This is a genomic window from Porcibacter vitabionis, assembly GCF_046263795.1.
Classification (GTDB): Bacteria; Bacillota; Clostridia; order Lachnospirales; family Lachnospiraceae; genus Lachnocurva.
The window spans coordinates 112,365-127,891 of record NZ_JBJYZD010000004.1; the positions used below are offsets into that span (position 1 = coordinate 112,365).

At 48.6% G+C, this 15,527-nt stretch carries 13 protein-coding genes; 7 read left to right on the forward strand and 6 right to left on the reverse strand.

Going from position 1 to position 15,527, the window contains the following annotated elements; genetic code table 11:
* The first annotated feature begins 16 nt into the window (after nucleotides 1-16).
* From upp to ACKX2L_RS04850, 4 genes are all read left to right on the forward strand, one after another.
* Complete coding sequence (gene upp, locus ACKX2L_RS04835) at nucleotides 17-655, forward strand: uracil phosphoribosyltransferase (RefSeq protein WP_497550486.1); 639 nt, start codon at nucleotides 17-19, stop codon at nucleotides 653-655.
* Nucleotides 656-666: 11 nt separating this feature from the next.
* Nucleotides 667-1,203, forward strand: a complete 537-nt coding sequence (locus ACKX2L_RS04840; protein ID WP_497550487.1) for a shikimate kinase — start codon at nucleotides 667-669, stop codon at nucleotides 1,201-1,203.
* A 182-nt stretch (nucleotides 1,204-1,385) separates the two neighbouring features.
* Entirely contained in the window at nucleotides 1,386-2,786 is a 1,401-nt protein-coding gene (trkA, locus tag ACKX2L_RS04845) for a Trk system potassium transporter TrkA (RefSeq protein WP_497550488.1), read from the forward strand.
* 111 nt (nucleotides 2,787-2,897) lie between these two features.
* Complete coding sequence (locus ACKX2L_RS04850) at nucleotides 2,898-4,415, forward strand: TrkH family potassium uptake protein (RefSeq protein ID WP_497550489.1); 1,518 nt, start codon at nucleotides 2,898-2,900, stop codon at nucleotides 4,413-4,415.
* 65 nt (nucleotides 4,416-4,480) lie between these two features.
* Here the strand turns inward: ACKX2L_RS04850 and ACKX2L_RS04855 are convergent, their stop codons facing one another.
* Genes ACKX2L_RS04855 through ACKX2L_RS04865 form a run of 3 tightly spaced genes read right to left on the reverse strand, consistent with a single transcriptional unit; the run spans nucleotide 4,481 to nucleotide 6,907 of the window.
* Complete coding sequence (locus ACKX2L_RS04855; RefSeq protein ID WP_497550490.1) at nucleotides 4,481-5,206, reverse strand: acyl-[acyl-carrier-protein] thioesterase; 726 nt, start codon at nucleotides 5,204-5,206, stop codon at nucleotides 4,481-4,483.
* Complete coding sequence (locus ACKX2L_RS04860; RefSeq protein ID WP_497550491.1) at nucleotides 5,203-5,484, reverse strand: acyl carrier protein; 282 nt, start codon at nucleotides 5,482-5,484, stop codon at nucleotides 5,203-5,205. The genes ACKX2L_RS04855 and ACKX2L_RS04860 overlap by 4 nt, the downstream gene beginning before the upstream one ends.
* A 46-nt stretch (nucleotides 5,485-5,530) precedes the next feature.
* On the reverse strand, nucleotides 5,531-6,907 hold the full coding sequence (locus ACKX2L_RS04865; RefSeq protein ID WP_497550492.1) for a class I adenylate-forming enzyme family protein: 1,377 nt from the start codon (nucleotides 6,905-6,907) through the stop codon (nucleotides 5,531-5,533).
* Nucleotides 6,908-7,286: 379 nt separating this feature from the next.
* Here ACKX2L_RS04865 and ACKX2L_RS04870 point away from each other — a divergent pair, with 379 nt between their 5' ends.
* From ACKX2L_RS04870 to ACKX2L_RS04880, 3 genes are all read left to right on the forward strand, one after another.
* Complete coding sequence (locus ACKX2L_RS04870) at nucleotides 7,287-8,648, forward strand: FAD-dependent oxidoreductase (protein WP_497550493.1); 1,362 nt, start codon at nucleotides 7,287-7,289, stop codon at nucleotides 8,646-8,648.
* A 135-nt stretch (nucleotides 8,649-8,783) separates the two neighbouring features.
* The gene (locus ACKX2L_RS04875) at nucleotides 8,784-10,343 is read left to right on the forward strand and encodes a phytoene desaturase family protein (protein ID WP_497550494.1); all 1,560 of its coding nucleotides are present in this window, start codon (nucleotides 8,784-8,786) and stop codon (nucleotides 10,341-10,343) included.
* Nucleotides 10,344-10,345: 2 nt separating this feature from the next.
* Nucleotides 10,346-11,626 (forward strand): FAD-binding oxidoreductase, encoded by a 1,281-nt coding sequence (locus ACKX2L_RS04880; protein ID WP_497552751.1) that lies wholly within the window; start codon nucleotides 10,346-10,348, stop codon nucleotides 11,624-11,626.
* Nucleotides 11,627-11,817: 191 nt separating this feature from the next.
* Here ACKX2L_RS04880 and ACKX2L_RS04885 read toward each other — a convergent pair whose 3' ends face one another.
* The 3 genes from ACKX2L_RS04885 to ACKX2L_RS04895 are packed head-to-tail and all read right to left on the reverse strand — an operon-like array spanning nucleotide 11,818 to nucleotide 14,959.
* Nucleotides 11,818-12,456 carry an HD domain-containing protein gene (locus tag ACKX2L_RS04885; protein WP_497550496.1) on the reverse strand — a complete coding sequence of 213 codons (639 nt, stop codon included), beginning with the start codon at nucleotides 12,454-12,456 and terminating at the stop codon, nucleotides 11,818-11,820.
* Between the two features lie 15 nt (nucleotides 12,457-12,471).
* On the reverse strand, nucleotides 12,472-13,929 hold the full coding sequence (locus ACKX2L_RS04890; protein ID WP_497550497.1) for a nicotinate phosphoribosyltransferase: 1,458 nt from the start codon (nucleotides 13,927-13,929) through the stop codon (nucleotides 12,472-12,474).
* A 46-nt stretch (nucleotides 13,930-13,975) separates the two neighbouring features.
* The gene (locus ACKX2L_RS04895) at nucleotides 13,976-14,959 is read right to left on the reverse strand and encodes a hypothetical protein (protein WP_497550498.1); all 984 of its coding nucleotides are present in this window, start codon (nucleotides 14,957-14,959) and stop codon (nucleotides 13,976-13,978) included.
* Nucleotides 14,960-15,527 lie beyond the last annotated feature (568 nt).

Here is a 15,527-nt window from a genome sequence, read left to right on the forward strand (position 1 = left end):
TAGAAAGAGGGTTATTATGGATTTTGGAGAAAACGTACATATTCTTGAACATCCCCTGATCAAGCACAAGATTTCCATGCTTCGGGATAAGAATACCGGTACCAACGAATTTCGTGCTCTGGTCAGTGAGATCGCCATGCTAGAGGGGTATGAGGCACTCCGCGACCTCCCGACCAAGGAAATCGAAGTGGAGACTCCGATTGAGAAATGCATGACACCTGTACTTGCCGGTAAGAAGCTTGCCATTGTTCCGATCCTTCGTGCCGGACTTGGCATGGTGGACGGCGTTCTGCATCTGGTTCCGACTGCCAAAGTCGGACACATCGGCATGTATCGTGACCCGGAGACCCATGAGCCTCACGAATACTACTGCAAGCTGCCCAATCCCATCGAGCTTCGTACCATTCTGGTCGTTGATCCTATGCTGGCAACCGGCGGTTCCGGCTCTGATGCCCTGAACCTGATCAAGCAGCACGGCGGCAAGAAGATCAAATTCATGTGCATCATCGCAGCTCCTGAGGGCTTAAAGAAGATCTCCGCGGATCATCCGGATGTGCAGTTCTATGTCGGCCAGCTGGATCGCGAACTCAATGAGAACGCTTATATCTGTCCGGGTCTCGGCGATGCCGGCGACCGGATCTTCGGTACCAAATAGGAGAGAACACATTGGAGACAGGAAAGGCAGACAAGACCAACAATATCATCCTGATCGGTATGCCTGCGTGCGGCAAAAGTACGCTCGGCGTTCTCCTGGCCAAGGCTTTGAACTATCGTTTTATCGATAGTGACCTGGTCATCCAGGAGAAAACCGGTCACCTTTTGTCCGAGTTGATCCGAGACCACGGAATCGACGGCTTCAATCGGATCGAGAATGAAGTCAATGCCGGTTTAAATGTAGACCATACCATCGTGGCAACCGGCGGATCCGTGATCTATGGGGCGGATGCCATGCGTCACTTCAAAGAGATCGGAACCATCGTCTACCTCAAGATCTCTTACGAAGAATGCCAGCGCCGGATCGGCGATCTGGATGCCCGCGGTGTTGTGCACCGGCCGGATCAGACACTGAAGGATCTCTATCAAGAGCGCACCAGGCTCTATGAGAAATATCAGGATATCACCATTGAAGAAGAATCCGGGCGCGTCAGTCTGGCCTCTCATCTTGCAGATTGTATCCGTATTTTAAGAGACCACGGATTCTAAGGCTTCTTCCTTTTTTTCGTATTCTCTGTGAGTACGTTTTAAAAGACCAGTTTTTGAAAAGGCAGAATGGAAAGTACCGGCAATTCTTCTCGAATGTCGGGGCTTTCCATTTCTACTGTATTCCGATTGTATGCCGGTCTATATTTCATAGAAATTATTATTCTTCCTCAGGAGGAACTATCATGTTTGGAATCAACAAGAACCATGACAAACCACCTTTGAAGGTGATCATTGTCGGAGCAGGCAAAGTCGGCCGCACCCTGGCAGAACGCTTGTCCCAGGAGGGCAATGAGATCACTGTCATTGACCGGGAAGCATCGAAAATCGAAGCTCTCACGAATATGTATGATGTCATGGGAATCGTTGGAAATGGTGCTACCTATGCAGCCCAGGCTCAGGCTGATATTGTCGATGCCGATCTTCTGATTGCTGTTACGGATTCGGATGAATTGAATCTTTTGACCTGTACCGTTGCCAAGAGAGTAGGTAACTGTTCTGTCATCGCCCGTGTCCGGGACCCGGATTACAGCAATGAGATCAGCTATCTCCGCGACAAACTGGGTCTGTCCATGATCATCAATCCGGAACTCGAGTCTGCCCGTGAGATGGCCAGACTCTTCTATCTCCCCAGTGCTTTGAACGTCAACTCCTTTGCCCATGGTCAGGCAGAGCTTGTCAAATACCGGATCCCTCAGAACAGTATTCTGGATGGGGTCACCCTGGCGGAATTTGCCCAGTCCAGGCCCGGTAAGACGAGACTGCTTGTGACCGCAATTGAGAGAAATGCAAATGTCACGATTCCAAACGGTAACTTCCGGATCCAGGCAGGCGATGTAGTCTCCTTCGTCCTGCCCCGCCGTGATCGAAGATCCTTCCTCAAGGCTTTAAATATCAACAATGCAACCGTAAAGGACTGCATGATTATCGGTGGAGGCAAGAGCACTTACTATCTTGCCAAGCAGCTGATCCATATGGGGGTCAGTGTGAAGATCATAGAGAAGGATTCCAATCGATGCGAACGTCTCTCTGAGGTGCTGCCGGAGGCTGTCATTATTAACGGCGACGGCACCGATGAAGAACTGCTTCGGGAAGAGGGGATCGAATCGGTGGATTCCTTTGTCTCCCTGACCGGGATCGATGAGCAGAATATTCTTCTGACCTTATTCGCAAGAAGAGTCAGTGATACCAAGGTCATCACCAAAGTCAATCGTTCCAACTTCCACGATGTCATCAACGACCTGGATCTGGGATCCATTATCTATCCGCGCTATATCACTTCAGAAGCCATTATTGCATATGCACGGGCAAAACGTGCTTCCAATAGTTCGAATATCGAGACCCTCTACCATATGTACGACCAGAAGGTCGAGGCCATCGAATTCCGAGTGGATTCCGAGTCCAAAGCAACCATGGCTCCTCTCTCTGATCTGAAGTTAAAGGACTCTCTCATGATTGCCTTTATTAATCGGGGCGGTGAGATTATTCTTCCCAGCGGTTCTGATCAGATCCAGGTTGGCGATACCGTCATGGTTGTAACCACCCATACCTGCTTTAATGATCTGGATGACATTCTTGCAGAATAGGCAGCTTTACCATTGAAGCCAAGCCCCGGATTATATGAAAACCCTGCAAGCATACACAAGTTTCTAGGGCTTTGGATTTGATACCGTTTTCGTTTTATCGAGGTTCGTTTTATGAATACAGCGATCGTTCGCTATGTATTAGGTTATGTCCTTCGGATCGAAAGCATTCTCATGCTCCTTCCGATCGTGACTGCACTGATCTATCAGGAATCACAGGGCTATGCATATGTCATTGTGGCACTGATTTGCTTTGTCCTGGGAACCCTTCTCAGTCTGAAGAAGCCCAGGAATACACTATTTTATCTCAAAGAAGGATGCGTCACAACCGCTCTGTCCTGGCTCATTATGTCCGTCTTCGGCTGTTTTCCTTTTATGCTGACAGGAGAGATTCCCTCCTTCTTTGACGCTTTTTTCGAAACAGTTTCCGGTTTCACGACCACAGGATCCAGTATCCTTACCGATGTTGAGGCGGTTTCCCACACTTCCCTGATCTGGCGGAGTTTCACCCACTGGACCGGCGGCATGGGAGTTTTGGTCTTCCTTCTTGCCATCATTCCATTGACCGGAGGCTCGAATATCAACCTCATGAAGGCAGAATCGCCAGGACCTTCCGTTGGAAAGCTGGTTCCCAAAGTCAAGTCTTCCGCACAGATCCTCTATCTCATCTATGTCGGCATGACTTTAATTCAGATCGTCCTGCTCCTTTGCACCGGCATGCCGCTCTTTGACACCCTCTGCATGACCTTCGGTTCCGCCGGAACCGGTGGTTTCGGTGTTCGGAATGACAGCGCCGCAAGCTATACCATATCCCAGCAATGGATCATCGGTACCTTCTGTATGCTGTTCGGTGTCAACTTCAATTTCTACTACTTCCTTCTTCATAAGCAGCCGAAGAAATCTCTGGCCATGGAGGAAGTCCGCTGGTACTTCATCATCATTGCCTTCTCCACCCTGACCATTTTCAGCCGGATCATAGGCCATGTGGGAAATATAGAGCGTGCCCTTCGGCAGGCTTTCTTCCAGGTCAGCAGTATCATAACAACAACCGGTTTTTCCTCGGTGGACTTCAACAAATGGGACAGCGTATCGAAAATGATCCTGGTCACTCTGATGTTCATCGGCGCCTGTGCCGGTTCCACCGGCGGTGGTCTCAAGGTCTCCCGGGTCGTGATCCTATTCAAGACCTTCATCAAGGAGATCGTTTCCTATATCCATCCCAAGAGCATCAAAAAGATCAAAATGGATGGCGAAACCATTGAGCATGACGTATTGCGTTCCACCAATGTCTACTTCGTCACCTACTTTATGATCTTCGTGATCTCCCTCTTCATCATCTGCTTTGATGGAAAGGATCTGGTGACCAGCTTTACGGCAGTTGCAGCCACCTTCAACAATATCGGACCCGGTCTCGGAGTCGTTGGTCCTGCCGGGAATTTCCATGCAATGTCGAACCTGTCGAAACTCGTCTTATCCTTCGACATGCTGGCCGGCCGTCTGGAACTCTTCCCCATGCTGATCCTCTTCACGCCGGAAATATGGACCGAGACCTTCATCGCTAAGAAAAAAAATAAGGTGCATCGCCGGTTGATGGCAAAGAAAGCGATGGAAAACGCCAAACATATCTGTTAAGAAACAATCTGATGTCAGATACAAAAGAATCCCCTTCCGTTCTCAGGAAGGGGATTTTATTATCTTCAGGAAAACATCTCGCCCTTTGCCTGAAAGGCAAGATTTCCGTTTGGAAGGATCCCTGCTACCGAAAAGGATGGTCCCTCGATCCTCTCTGCCAGGGTAACCCTTGTATCGGCCTGAATTTCCTTCTGAAAATTCAATTGAATCGACCGAATCGAGCCCTTCTTGTGATATGTATCCGGCAGGAGATCATCGATCCAGTTGAGATAGCGGGTATTATTGACATGACCGTTTAGATCCAGCTCACTGTAGGTCACGGTATGAGCCGTTTCCTTCAACGGCTCAAAAGAGGGCAGGCCCTCCGGATAAGACTGATCCTTGTCCGGCTCGGGACCGTCAATGATCACATGGCTGGTCCCCGGCATACAGAATCTTCGGCTCACGGAATCAATGAGCATCCAGAGAGCTATCGCCCGTCCTATCGTCTTCCCTTTTTGATCCAGGATCTCATAACGTCTGGGATAGATCATATGGAGCATTTTTTCCGGCGAAGAAGTCATGCAGATTTTCTCGTCATAAGAGATCGGCCGCATGAGTTCCACCTGCATACGGGAAATGACCCAAAGCATGCCCCGGTCTAATGTGGTTTCTCTCGGAAAGCCAAGTTCCTCCGTATGCGCAATGGAAAGTTCCTGCAGAAGCTGAAAGATCCTGCTCATCCGAAGATGCTGATAACGATCTACATCCGATGCCAAAACTTTCCAGTCCCGGGTGTAAATACTTGTCATGCCTCGGCCTTCTTTGCAAGTTCTTCCTTCACTTTGTCAATGACATCCTGTGCGGTATGGAGATGATCCCATTCTTCATCTTCGACACGGATATCAAAGGCAGCTTCCACTTTCACCATGATCATAACAAAATTCATAGAATCAATACCAAGATCCCGGTTGATGACAGAGTCCGGCTTTACCGTATTGACATCCAGGTCCGGACAGCAGATTTCCAGGATCCCTTTTAACTTTTCAAAGATTTCTTCATCTGTATAACTGATCTTTTGCTCTCCCATTTTTTTCTCCTTCTTCTATTATCATTTGTTTCCTATCCGGTATTTCTTAGTTCCTTCCGGCGGATTTTCGATTCTCTACCATTTCCTGCAGGAGATAACGCTTTAATTTTCCCGTCGTGGTTCGGGGAAATTCTTCCTCCAGATAAAGGATCTTCTGGATCCGCCGTCCCAGGCTCTCCCCGGCATTCCATTGATCTACCGCCTCCTCCGGAGTCAGTCCATGAAAAGCTTTTCCCTGATCCTCCTTCTTCCTTCTCACTGCCAAAGCCAGTTTTTTGTGATCCAGAAGGAGGGCAATCTCGACAGAATCCAATAGGACCTTCTGCAGGGCCGCCTCTACCTCCGGACAGAAAATTTTCTCTCCGTTTGGCAGAACCAGAACATCCTTGATCCTTCCCAGAATATGGATCCGGCCTTTCTCGTCAAGGGAAGCCAGGTCACCGGTATGAAGCTCTCCTTGAATCAGTTTTTCTTCTGTTTTGTCCGGCAGATCATAATAACCTTGCATCATACAGGGGGTTTTCAACAGCAATTCTCCCTCTTCTGTGATTCGAAAAGAGGTATCCGGACAGGGGACAAAACCATAAGGGTCACTGTCCTCGATACTGATTGCCACGCCGCTCGATGTCTCAGTCAGACCATAGCCAAAGCGCAGGTGAATTCCTTTTTTTAAAACTGCATTGACGAGGTCCGGATCGCAGGGACCGGCACCAACCAGGACCATCCGAAGTTCCGGATTCAGGACATCCGCCTGCAGGAAGAGGCCAAGCAATGTCGGTACACAGGTCAGAATGGTTGGTTTATATTTGCCGCAGTCTGTCAGAAGGCCGCGAAGGCCTGTTCCAAGGTCGATCTCTGCTCCCTGAGTCAGGGGCCAGAGGAAGGCACAGACGAATCCGAAAACATGGTTGAGAGGGAGGACCGAAAGAAGACGGTCTTCTTTCTGGCAGGGCAGCATAGACTGCCCGTTCCAGGCGGCCCGAAGCAGGCTCTCCTGAGTCAGAACAACCGCTTTACCCCGATTGGTCGTTCCGGAAGTATAGAAGAGAAGGGCTCCGGGATAATAAGGCCCACGTCTCTTCTCCCACTCCTTCTGCACCTGATCCTTCGGTCGGCTGGGATCGGAAAGGACGGTCATGCAGCCGGCCGTTACGGAAGCCAGAAGGTTCAGAATCCAGTTCAGGTCCGTTTTCCCGGTCAGTAAAACAGTCCTTCCGGCTTCCATCCGGATAGCCGGTGGAAAGTCCCCGGCTGTCGCTTCATCAAGGATTCTTTCCTTCCGTCTTACGACTTCGTCCCGAAGTTCCCGATAGGTAAGATGTGACTCCTTCGCATCCGGTGAGAAACGAAGGGCGATCCGGTCCGGACAGCTTTCTGCCATATGATCCAGAAGCTCCTGAAATGAATGAAAAAACGGATCCATATCTGTCTCCTCCCTGACAAAAAGAAAGACGGATTGGGAAGAGGATCCGCATCCGTCCATATCTGTCGATGACTTATAAGCTGGTTGTCATTGATCTATAACTACAACCTATATAACTATAGCATGATCCATCTGATCTGTCATTCGTCATTTTGTCAAAATTTTAACGATGATTTTCGTGAAAAACGACCGTGCTTTCTCTGTTTACCTTCCTGACTGTGAATGTTAAAATATTATCGATCTTTGGAACTGTTTCGAACGATTTTGGTTTCCTTCAATGTCTATAAAAAAGCGGTCTTCGACTTAGCTTAATGACAAGAAGCAAAAGCCCTTTCCGACGCAAACGGTTCATTTAATAGCAGCACATATGGAGGTTATTATGAAGTTTGATCCGAATACCAAGATCTGTATCATCGGTGGCGGCCCTGCAGGACTTTCTGCCGGCATGTATCTCGAGAAAAAGGGTTATGAGAATTACACCATCCTGGAAAGAAATGGCTGGGTTGGCGGTAAATGCCATTCTCCGGAGTACAACGGCAGGAGATATGAGATGGGTGCCATCATGGGCGTTCCTTCCTATTATGCCGTACATGATGTTGAGGAATTCTGCGGAATCACGCATGACGGTCCGAAACTGAACCGAGATTATAAGAACCTGAAGGGCGATGTCATTCATCCTTTCGATCCCAAGAAAAACCCTCTGCAGATTCCCAAGCTTATGAAGATGAAGAAACAGGTCAAGGAACTCGGACGTATCCTCGAGACCAAGTACAAGGGTTATGATGTCAATGGACACCGCGGTGTTGCCCAGGGACGTTATGACGGCTGGGACTGCACACCTAACCGGAACAAGGTCGAGGGTGAAAACGAGAATCTGAAGGATCTGGCTCTTCCTTTCAGTGAATTCTGTAAGAAGAATGGTGTCGAGTTGACACAGGATATCTGGGTCGGACCTTTTACCTCCTTCGGATATGGCTACTTCGATGAGATCCCTGCTGCTTATGTCTTAAAGTATCTGGATTTCCAGACCTGCATGAACTTCGTTAATATCAACCTCTGGACCTGGAAGAACGGAACCCAGTCCATCTGGGAGAGCCTGAACGATCATCTGAAGCATCCGGCACTTCTCAATATGAAGATCGAAAAGGTAGAGAGAAAAGACGGCAAGGTCTATGTTACCGCCAACGGAGAGACCACAGAATATGACAAGCTGATCGTTACTGCTCCTCTCCAGTTCTTCGGTGACTATGCAGATATCCGTGAGGATGAGAAGTCTCATTTCGACAAGATCGATTATGAGCGCTACGACACCATGGCAGTTACCACCACACCGGAGAACCATCCGGAGATCTCCTACTATATCTTCGAGAATATGACACCGGAGCGTCTTGGGCATCTGATGGTTTACTACAGAAGATGGAGAGATGACATCAATCAGCCGATCGTAACTTACACCCTTCGTAAGCATAAGGGAGGCCCTGAGCTTGATTATGAGAAGACCAAGAAGGTCGTTCTGAATGATCTGAAAGAGATGCATAATCCCGCTGAGGAAGTCATCAACGAGGGCAAATGGTACTACTTCCCGCATGTATTCTCTGAGGACTATGCAGCCGGCTGGTACGACGATGTCGAGGCAATGCAGGATAAGTATGATACCTTCTATGCAGGCGAGATCATGTCCTTCGGCGATATGGATGAGACCGCTGAATACTCCAGAGAACTGGTAGAGCGTTTCTTCTAAGTCTTCCTGACCACATGATATAAAATAAAGTAGGGCATCGCATCTTGCGGTGCCTTATTTTCAGTCACGATGGGAAATGCAGAAAAAGTCTTCGCATTGGTCTGTATTTTTCCATATCGTTAGAAAGAGAAATCTATGGCATTTTATAAGAATAAATATGATGTCATCGTCATCGGCGGCGCCCTGGCCGGCATGAGCTGTGCCATGAAGCTGGCCTCCGAGGGGAAGGACGTTCTGGTTCTGGAACGGCACAATCTGCCGGGCGGAATCGCAACCTCCTTTGTCCGTGACGGCATTGAGATCGAAGCCACCTTACATGAGATGATGTCCATCGGAAGCCAGAAAGATCCACTCTTCATCCGCCAGTATCTGGATGAAATGAAGGTTTGTATCGACTGGCTCAGGGTTCCGGAGGCCTATGTCTTCGTTTCCCCGGAAGATCATATCGATATCGAACTTCATGCCGGCAGACGCCCGGACGGAAGCTGGATCTGCGCCGACGAAATTGAGGCTCAGTATCCGGGATCCCGTGATGATGTCAATAAGCTCCTGGAGGTCACAAAACAGGTCTATGAGTCCGTTCTCTATCTGAACGAACACAGTATCTCAAAATTCGAGACCTTAAAGAATCACGAGGCACTGGCAAAGACGGCCGGCTATTCTGCGAAAGAAGTCATTGATAAGATCTGTCCCAATATGAAGAAGGAAGTAAAGCAGATCCTGTCGGCCTACTGGATCTATGTCGGTCAGCCCCTGTCCACTATGCCCTTTACCATTTATTCCTTCCTCATGGCTGATTATCTTCTGGGCGGCTCTTATGTCGCACGCGGCTTCTCCCATGAGATGTCCGTTGCCATGGCGGAGCGCTGCATACAGCTTGGCGTTCAGATGGAATTCGGTCAGAATGTTGATAAGATCCTCGTGAAAAATGGCCGGGTCTATGGTGTCCGGACGGCCCACGGCGAAGAGATCCACTGCGATTACGTTGCCAGTGCACCTTATCCCAATACCGTTTACGGCAAGATGATCGAGCCCCAGTCAGAAGTCCCGGCAGCCGCCAGAAAGTATGCCAATGCCATGCCGATGTCCGTTTCCTGCTTCTCTGTCGTGCTTCTTCTCGATGCCAGACCGGAGGATCTCAATATTCATGCCTACTCCGTCTTTTCTGCAGATAGCTCTATGGATACGGACAAGTTTTGGGAACAAGGGAAAAGACTTGGCAACTGGGACTTCCTGACCACGATCTGCTTGAATTACGCGAATCCGGATTGTGTACCGGATGGCATGACCTCGCTTTCCATCACCAATCTGCCTCTGCCGGAATGCTTTGACGGTGTAAATGCGGATAACTACTTTGAAACCAAGGACCGGATCGCCGGACAGATGATCGATCAGGTATCCAAACGGCTTGGTGTCAATTTAAGAGATCATATCTATGATATCGAAATAGAGACCCCCGTCACGATTTCCCACTATACCAGCGACTATAAGGGCGGTATCTACGGTTATCAGCATTCCATGGACAACTCTGTCGTTGCCCGTCTGGAAGACGTTGATAAGGAAATGTATATCAAAGGTCTTGTCGGCTGTGCCAGCCACCAGTTAGTCGGCGACGGTATGGCATGTAATATCAATAACGGTAAGATCGCAGCCAAGATCATTCTGGATGAGATGCAGAAAGAAAGGAAGGCCTGAGCATGAAAGTCAATGGATTTTTAAAAGATGTCACAGGCGCCAACCGCGTCATCAAAGCCAGAAGACAGCTGATTCAGAGTGGAAGCCCTGAAAACCTCTATAAGGATCATATCCGGGAGGTTGCAGAGGAAGTTCATCCCAATAAGACTCATGTCCGGATCACCAAAGTCGAAGAAGTCTCCCCAACTGCCCGGAAGTTCACCTTTGTTCCGGAAGACGGTGATACGCTTCCCCCTTTCTATGCAGGCCAGTACTGTTCGATTGACCTTAAGGTAAAGGATGAAGAAAGTGGCAAAACGACTGTCACCACCCGGCCTTACTCCATTTCATCGGCCCCTTATCAGGCCAGACAGGGAGAGAAATCCTTTTTCGAACTGACCATCCGAAACGGCCGCCCCGGTCAGGGCTTTATCAGCAGCTATCTCTATGAAAAAGCTCATGTCGGCGATCACTTTACGGTCCATCTGCCTTTCGGACAGTTCCACTATGAGCCCCTGCGGGATGCAAAACATATCCTGGCTCTGGCCGGTGGTTCCGGAATCACGCCTTTCTACTCCATGGCTCAGGAAATTGCTCACGGAAGTCTGGATTGTGATCTCACGATCCTTTATGGATCCCGTGACCGAAAGGATATTATTCTGGTCGATGAGCTCTCGAAGATCGAAGCAGAATGTGACAGAGTCCGCTTTATTAACGTCTTGTCCGATGATCCGGACTATGATGGTGAGAAGGGATTCCTTTCCCGGGATCTGATCGAGAAATATTCTTACGGAAAACCGTCGGATGGAGAGACCAGTTACTTTGTCTGCGGTCCTCTGCCTATGTACAACTTCGTAAGCGGTGAGTTAAAAGCGCTGAATGTCCCGGCCAAACGAATCCGGATGGAGGTCTTCGGTGCACCTCGAGATATTACGAAAGCCAGTGGTTACCGTATCCGAAAGGCAAATAAAGACCTTCCGGTAAATAGCGAGATTGCTCCTTATCCCGAGGATCAGGCCGAAACGATTTACCATCTGACCGTACTCCGCGGTCTGGAAAAAACGGTCATCGATGCTCTCTCAACAGAGCCTCTGGCTGTATCTCTGGAACGAGCCGGTATTCCCAATCAAACCCGCTGCAGAAGCGGTGCATGCGGCTATTGCCGATCCAAATTGATCGAGGGAGAAGTTTTCGTCCCGGACGCTGGAGACGGAAGACGTTATGCCGATAAGAAATTCGGCTATATCCACGCCTGCTCCACCTTCCCTCTCGGAGACTGCACGATTCAGATCATTATCTCTTAAGATTTGTTAAGATTTCTTAAGAAAATGGCCTTGGCTTCCTGCTTAGCATTTGAAGTTTGCCTATAAAAAGAGCCCTGGCTTCCTGCTTTGCATTTGAAGTCTGCCTATAAAAAGAGCCGTAATTCTAGTGATTCACCAGAGTTACGGCTTTTTTCTTACAAGAATTACTGTGTCACCTGTCAGGCTCTACATCACCGGTCTTCTTCACTGCCACGAAGACTTCCCTTCTTCACATTCTCTTTCAGGATTTCTTCCGTCAGACGGTAAAGCGTCTGCGAGGCTTCCCGTGTCCTCTTCTGCCTGCCTTCCACCTGATCGACAGAGACACCATGTTCCTTCCAGTCGCCTCCGTCATTCGAATTGTTGAGAAGGAGGGGCTGGAGATTGTCCATGGCCCTTGCGAATCGTGCTTCGGGTGTTTTCGCTTCCTCAAATTCCTCAAAGAGATCCGAAAAAAAGCTCTTCTGATCTTCCGGCAAAATGGAAAAAAGCCTTTCCTTCGCTGCTTCTTCCCGCACCTTCTGCGACTTCTTACCCTCTTCGTCATAGGCATAGGTGTCACCGGCATAGATTTCCACTAGATCGTGAATCAGACAGAGAAGGATCGTGTGGCCTTTATTGATCTTTTCATCCGAATACTCTGCAAGGACTGCCGCCATTACTGCCATATGCCAGGCATGTTCCGCATCATCCTCTCTCCTGCCATGACCGGTCAAATGGGTCTGACGAAGGACATTTTTCTCCTGATCAATTGCAAGAGCAAATTCCAGCTGCCGGCGCAGCCGCTCCGGAAGGTCCTTGGGCAAATTGGCCTTGATTTCCTCTGACATGATGTACCAGCCTCCTCAATCTGCCTTCTGACTCTTATAAAGAAGATCCATCTTCATTTCGTAATAAGCCGGACTCATATCCAGATAGTGGACATGGGGATTTTCAAACCGCTTCTCGGATGCCCAGATCTCATGATCCAATTGATCCTTGACATAAGTCTGAATTTCTTTCAGATCTCTCTCCGGGAAGGTTCTCTTGCCATCTTTGATGACCTGAACCTGAAGTTCCTTGGCCGTACAGCCTTCAAAGCACAGGTTCTTCCAAGGCTTTCTGGAATCTACATAACGATATGGTTTACTAAAGTCCGGAGTCTCATCCTCCATGGTGATGAGATCTGCCACCGCCTTCTTGTCCTGGTCATAGATCCGGAAGACCTTCTTTCTTCCGGGATTGGTGATCTTCTCAACCGTCTCGGAGATCTTGATCTTCGGAATCTTTACACCGTCGTGCTCAACTTCGGAAATCTTATAAACTGCACCAAAGACCGGGTTGGACTCTGCCGTGATCATGCGTTCACCGACTCCGAAGCTGTCAAAGCAGCCGCCCTGAGAAATGATCGAAGAAATCGTATATTCATCCAGGCTGTTTGATCCGACGATAATGGCATCTTTGAGATCTGCATCATCCAGCATCTTCCGCATCTTCTGTGACAGATAAGCCAGGTCGCCGGAATCAATCCGAACACCTTTTAAGCGCTTACCCATAGGCTCCAGCACTTCTTTTGCTACCCGGATGGCATTGGGCATGCCGGATTTTAAAACATTATAAGTATCGACCAAAAGAATGCAGTTATCCGGATAGGTTTCTGCAAATTCCTTGAAGGCGGTATATTCATCCTCCTGATACATGACCCAGCTATGAGCCATGGTTCCGCTGACCGGAATATGGAACATCTGACCGGCGAGAACAGTTGCTGTTGAGCCGGCACCGCCGATGTAAGCAGCTCTGGCCCCATAGACCGCTGCATCCATATTGTGCGCCCGGCGGGCGCCGAAATCCGAAACACCTCTGCCATCGGCCGCACGAACGATTCGGCTGGCCTTGGTGGCGATCAATGACTCATGATTGATCAGAGCCAGAATTGCCGTCTCGATCAGCTGGGCATCCAGAAGTGGCGCATGGACAGTCAGGATCGGCTCATTGGGATACATGATAGTTCCTTCGGGAAAAGCGAAGACATCCCCATGGAAACGATAATTTCTAAGCCACTCCAGGAAATCCTTCCGATAAATATGAAGCGATTCCAGATAAGCAATATCCTCATCCGAAAAATGCAGATGCTCGATATAATCCACCACCTGCTCCAGACCGGCGAAAATCGCATATCCGCCCTGATCCGGATTATGGCGATAAAATACGTCGAATGTGACCGTCGTATGATCGTCTTTATATTTAAAGTATCCGTTCGCCATGGTCATCTCATAGAGATCCATGACCATGGAGAGGTTTCTGGCATCTGACTGACTTGTCATAATCTTCCTTCCTTTCACGATTCGTCATCGTTGTCTTTCACATGATCTATTTATTTTTGCTCTTAGCAGTAAAATGACACCATCCTGGCAGCTCTGCTAATTCCTGATTTCGCTTTTCGTTTTCCTTCGTGCCTTCCGTCAGGTCCTTCCTGTCTTCCTCACCGCAAATATCCATGCCCAGGACCCGCCGTGTCCGGTAAATCTCACTGACCATCTCCAGCAATTCCTCTTTCGACATATTTCCTTGCGACCAGTTGCATCTGGCATCTTCGACTCGAAGCACATCCTTATCGATGGAAATATAGACCGGGATGTCATATGCTTGATCCTGTCTCTGGTCTACATTTTGTCCACTCGGATAACATTCAATGATCGAAGGAGAAAGATCCTGCCTCTGGTCTATATTTTGCCCACCCGGATAACATTCAATGATCAAAGGAGAAAGATCCGGCCTCTGGTCTATATTTTGCCCACTCGGATAACATTCAATGATCAAAGGGGAAAGATCCGGCCTTCGCTTCAAAGAATTCCTGCCCGGCTTTAGTCCCTCTTCTTTCAAAAGAAGAGGATCCATGCCAATCATCGTGATCTTCAAAAGTCCGGGGACTTTCTCCCAAGCCTTCCTGACCCAGCCACCGCAAGACAAGATATCTCCAAAGGCCGGTTCTTTGGAATCCGGATGATTGTCAAACAGGATCAATTCAAAGGGCTGATCCTCTGGCAGCTTTTGCAGAAAGAAAAGTGTCAGGTAATGGTAGTTCCCGGAATCCAGAAAATGAACCCCCTCCGGCCCGATCCCGGTCAGGCGGGACTTAATCTCTTCTTCTGCGATCTCATCACAATAACAATCCGTGCCGCTGATATCCTGGCAGTCAATCAGAGGACGTGTCAGAGGCAGGGTCTCTTCCCGAAGAATTCCACTCATATCAAGTCCGATGATGGGAAAAGGTGTAAGCTCCAATCTTCCATCTTGACTGTCCTCTTGGCTTCCCTTCCGGACTCTCGCCCTGGCAGGTTCTCTAGGATCCATGGTTTTGTACACTTTCTGTTAGCTTGCTGTTGGCCTTCGGTTGGCTTTTCGTTCGCTTGCTGCAGGCTTTCTGTTGGCTTTCCGTTGGCTTGCTGCAGGCCTTCTGTTGGCTTTCCGTTGGCTTGTTGCAGGCCTTCTGTTGGCTGTCGTTCGCTTTCTGTTGGCTTGCTGCAGGCCTTCCGTTGGCTTTCTATTGGCTTGCTGCAGACCTTCTGTTAGCTTGCTACTATACTTTGGTCAGCCTACCGTAACACTACAGTACTTAGTTTCAAGTGCTTACAGATTTTTTTATTATAACACATTTGGTCTTGCCTGCCCTCATGCGAAATATTGTAGCAATATCATAATACAAGTCAATCTTTCAAATTACGATAGTTAGGCTCCTGTTTTTGCCCGATCTTGAACCAGTTTATCGTAATAGGAGGAAACTCTTCAAATTATGATAGTTAGGCACTTGTTTTTGCCCGGTTTTGGACCAATTTATCGTAATAGGAGGTAACTCTCCAAAATCAGATATTGAATTCAAGTTCTTACTATCGGATTTTAAAAAAACAATTCCTATTACGAT

Excerpts from the sequence above, each read along its gene's own strand:
- upp (WP_497550486.1), top strand. The coding sequence starts at position 17 with ATGGATTTTGGAGAAAACGTACATATTCTTGAACATCCCCTGATCAAG.
- trkA (WP_497550488.1), top strand. The coding sequence starts at position 1,386 with ATGTTTGGAATCAACAAGAACCATGACAAACCACCTTTGAAGGTGATC.
- ACKX2L_RS04850 (WP_497550489.1), top strand. The coding sequence starts at position 2,898 with ATGAATACAGCGATCGTTCGCTATGTATTAGGTTATGTCCTTCGGATC.
- ACKX2L_RS04855 (WP_497550490.1), bottom strand. The coding sequence starts at position 5,206 with ATGACAAGTATTTACACCCGGGACTGGAAAGTTTTGGCATCGGATGTA.
- ACKX2L_RS04860 (WP_497550491.1), bottom strand. The coding sequence starts at position 5,484 with ATGGGAGAGCAAAAGATCAGTTATACAGATGAAGAAATCTTTGAAAAG.
- ACKX2L_RS04865 (WP_497550492.1), bottom strand. The coding sequence starts at position 6,907 with ATGGATCCGTTTTTTCATTCATTTCAGGAGCTTCTGGATCATATGGCA.
- ACKX2L_RS04870 (WP_497550493.1), top strand. The coding sequence starts at position 7,287 with ATGAAGTTTGATCCGAATACCAAGATCTGTATCATCGGTGGCGGCCCT.
- ACKX2L_RS04875 (WP_497550494.1), top strand. The coding sequence starts at position 8,784 with ATGGCATTTTATAAGAATAAATATGATGTCATCGTCATCGGCGGCGCC.
- ACKX2L_RS04880 (WP_497552751.1), top strand. The coding sequence starts at position 10,346 with ATGAAAGTCAATGGATTTTTAAAAGATGTCACAGGCGCCAACCGCGTC.
- ACKX2L_RS04885 (WP_497550496.1), bottom strand. The coding sequence starts at position 12,456 with ATGTCAGAGGAAATCAAGGCCAATTTGCCCAAGGACCTTCCGGAGCGG.
- ACKX2L_RS04890 (WP_497550497.1), bottom strand. The coding sequence starts at position 13,929 with ATGACAAGTCAGTCAGATGCCAGAAACCTCTCCATGGTCATGGATCTC.
- ACKX2L_RS04895 (WP_497550498.1), bottom strand. The coding sequence starts at position 14,959 with ATGGATCCTAGAGAACCTGCCAGGGCGAGAGTCCGGAAGGGAAGCCAA.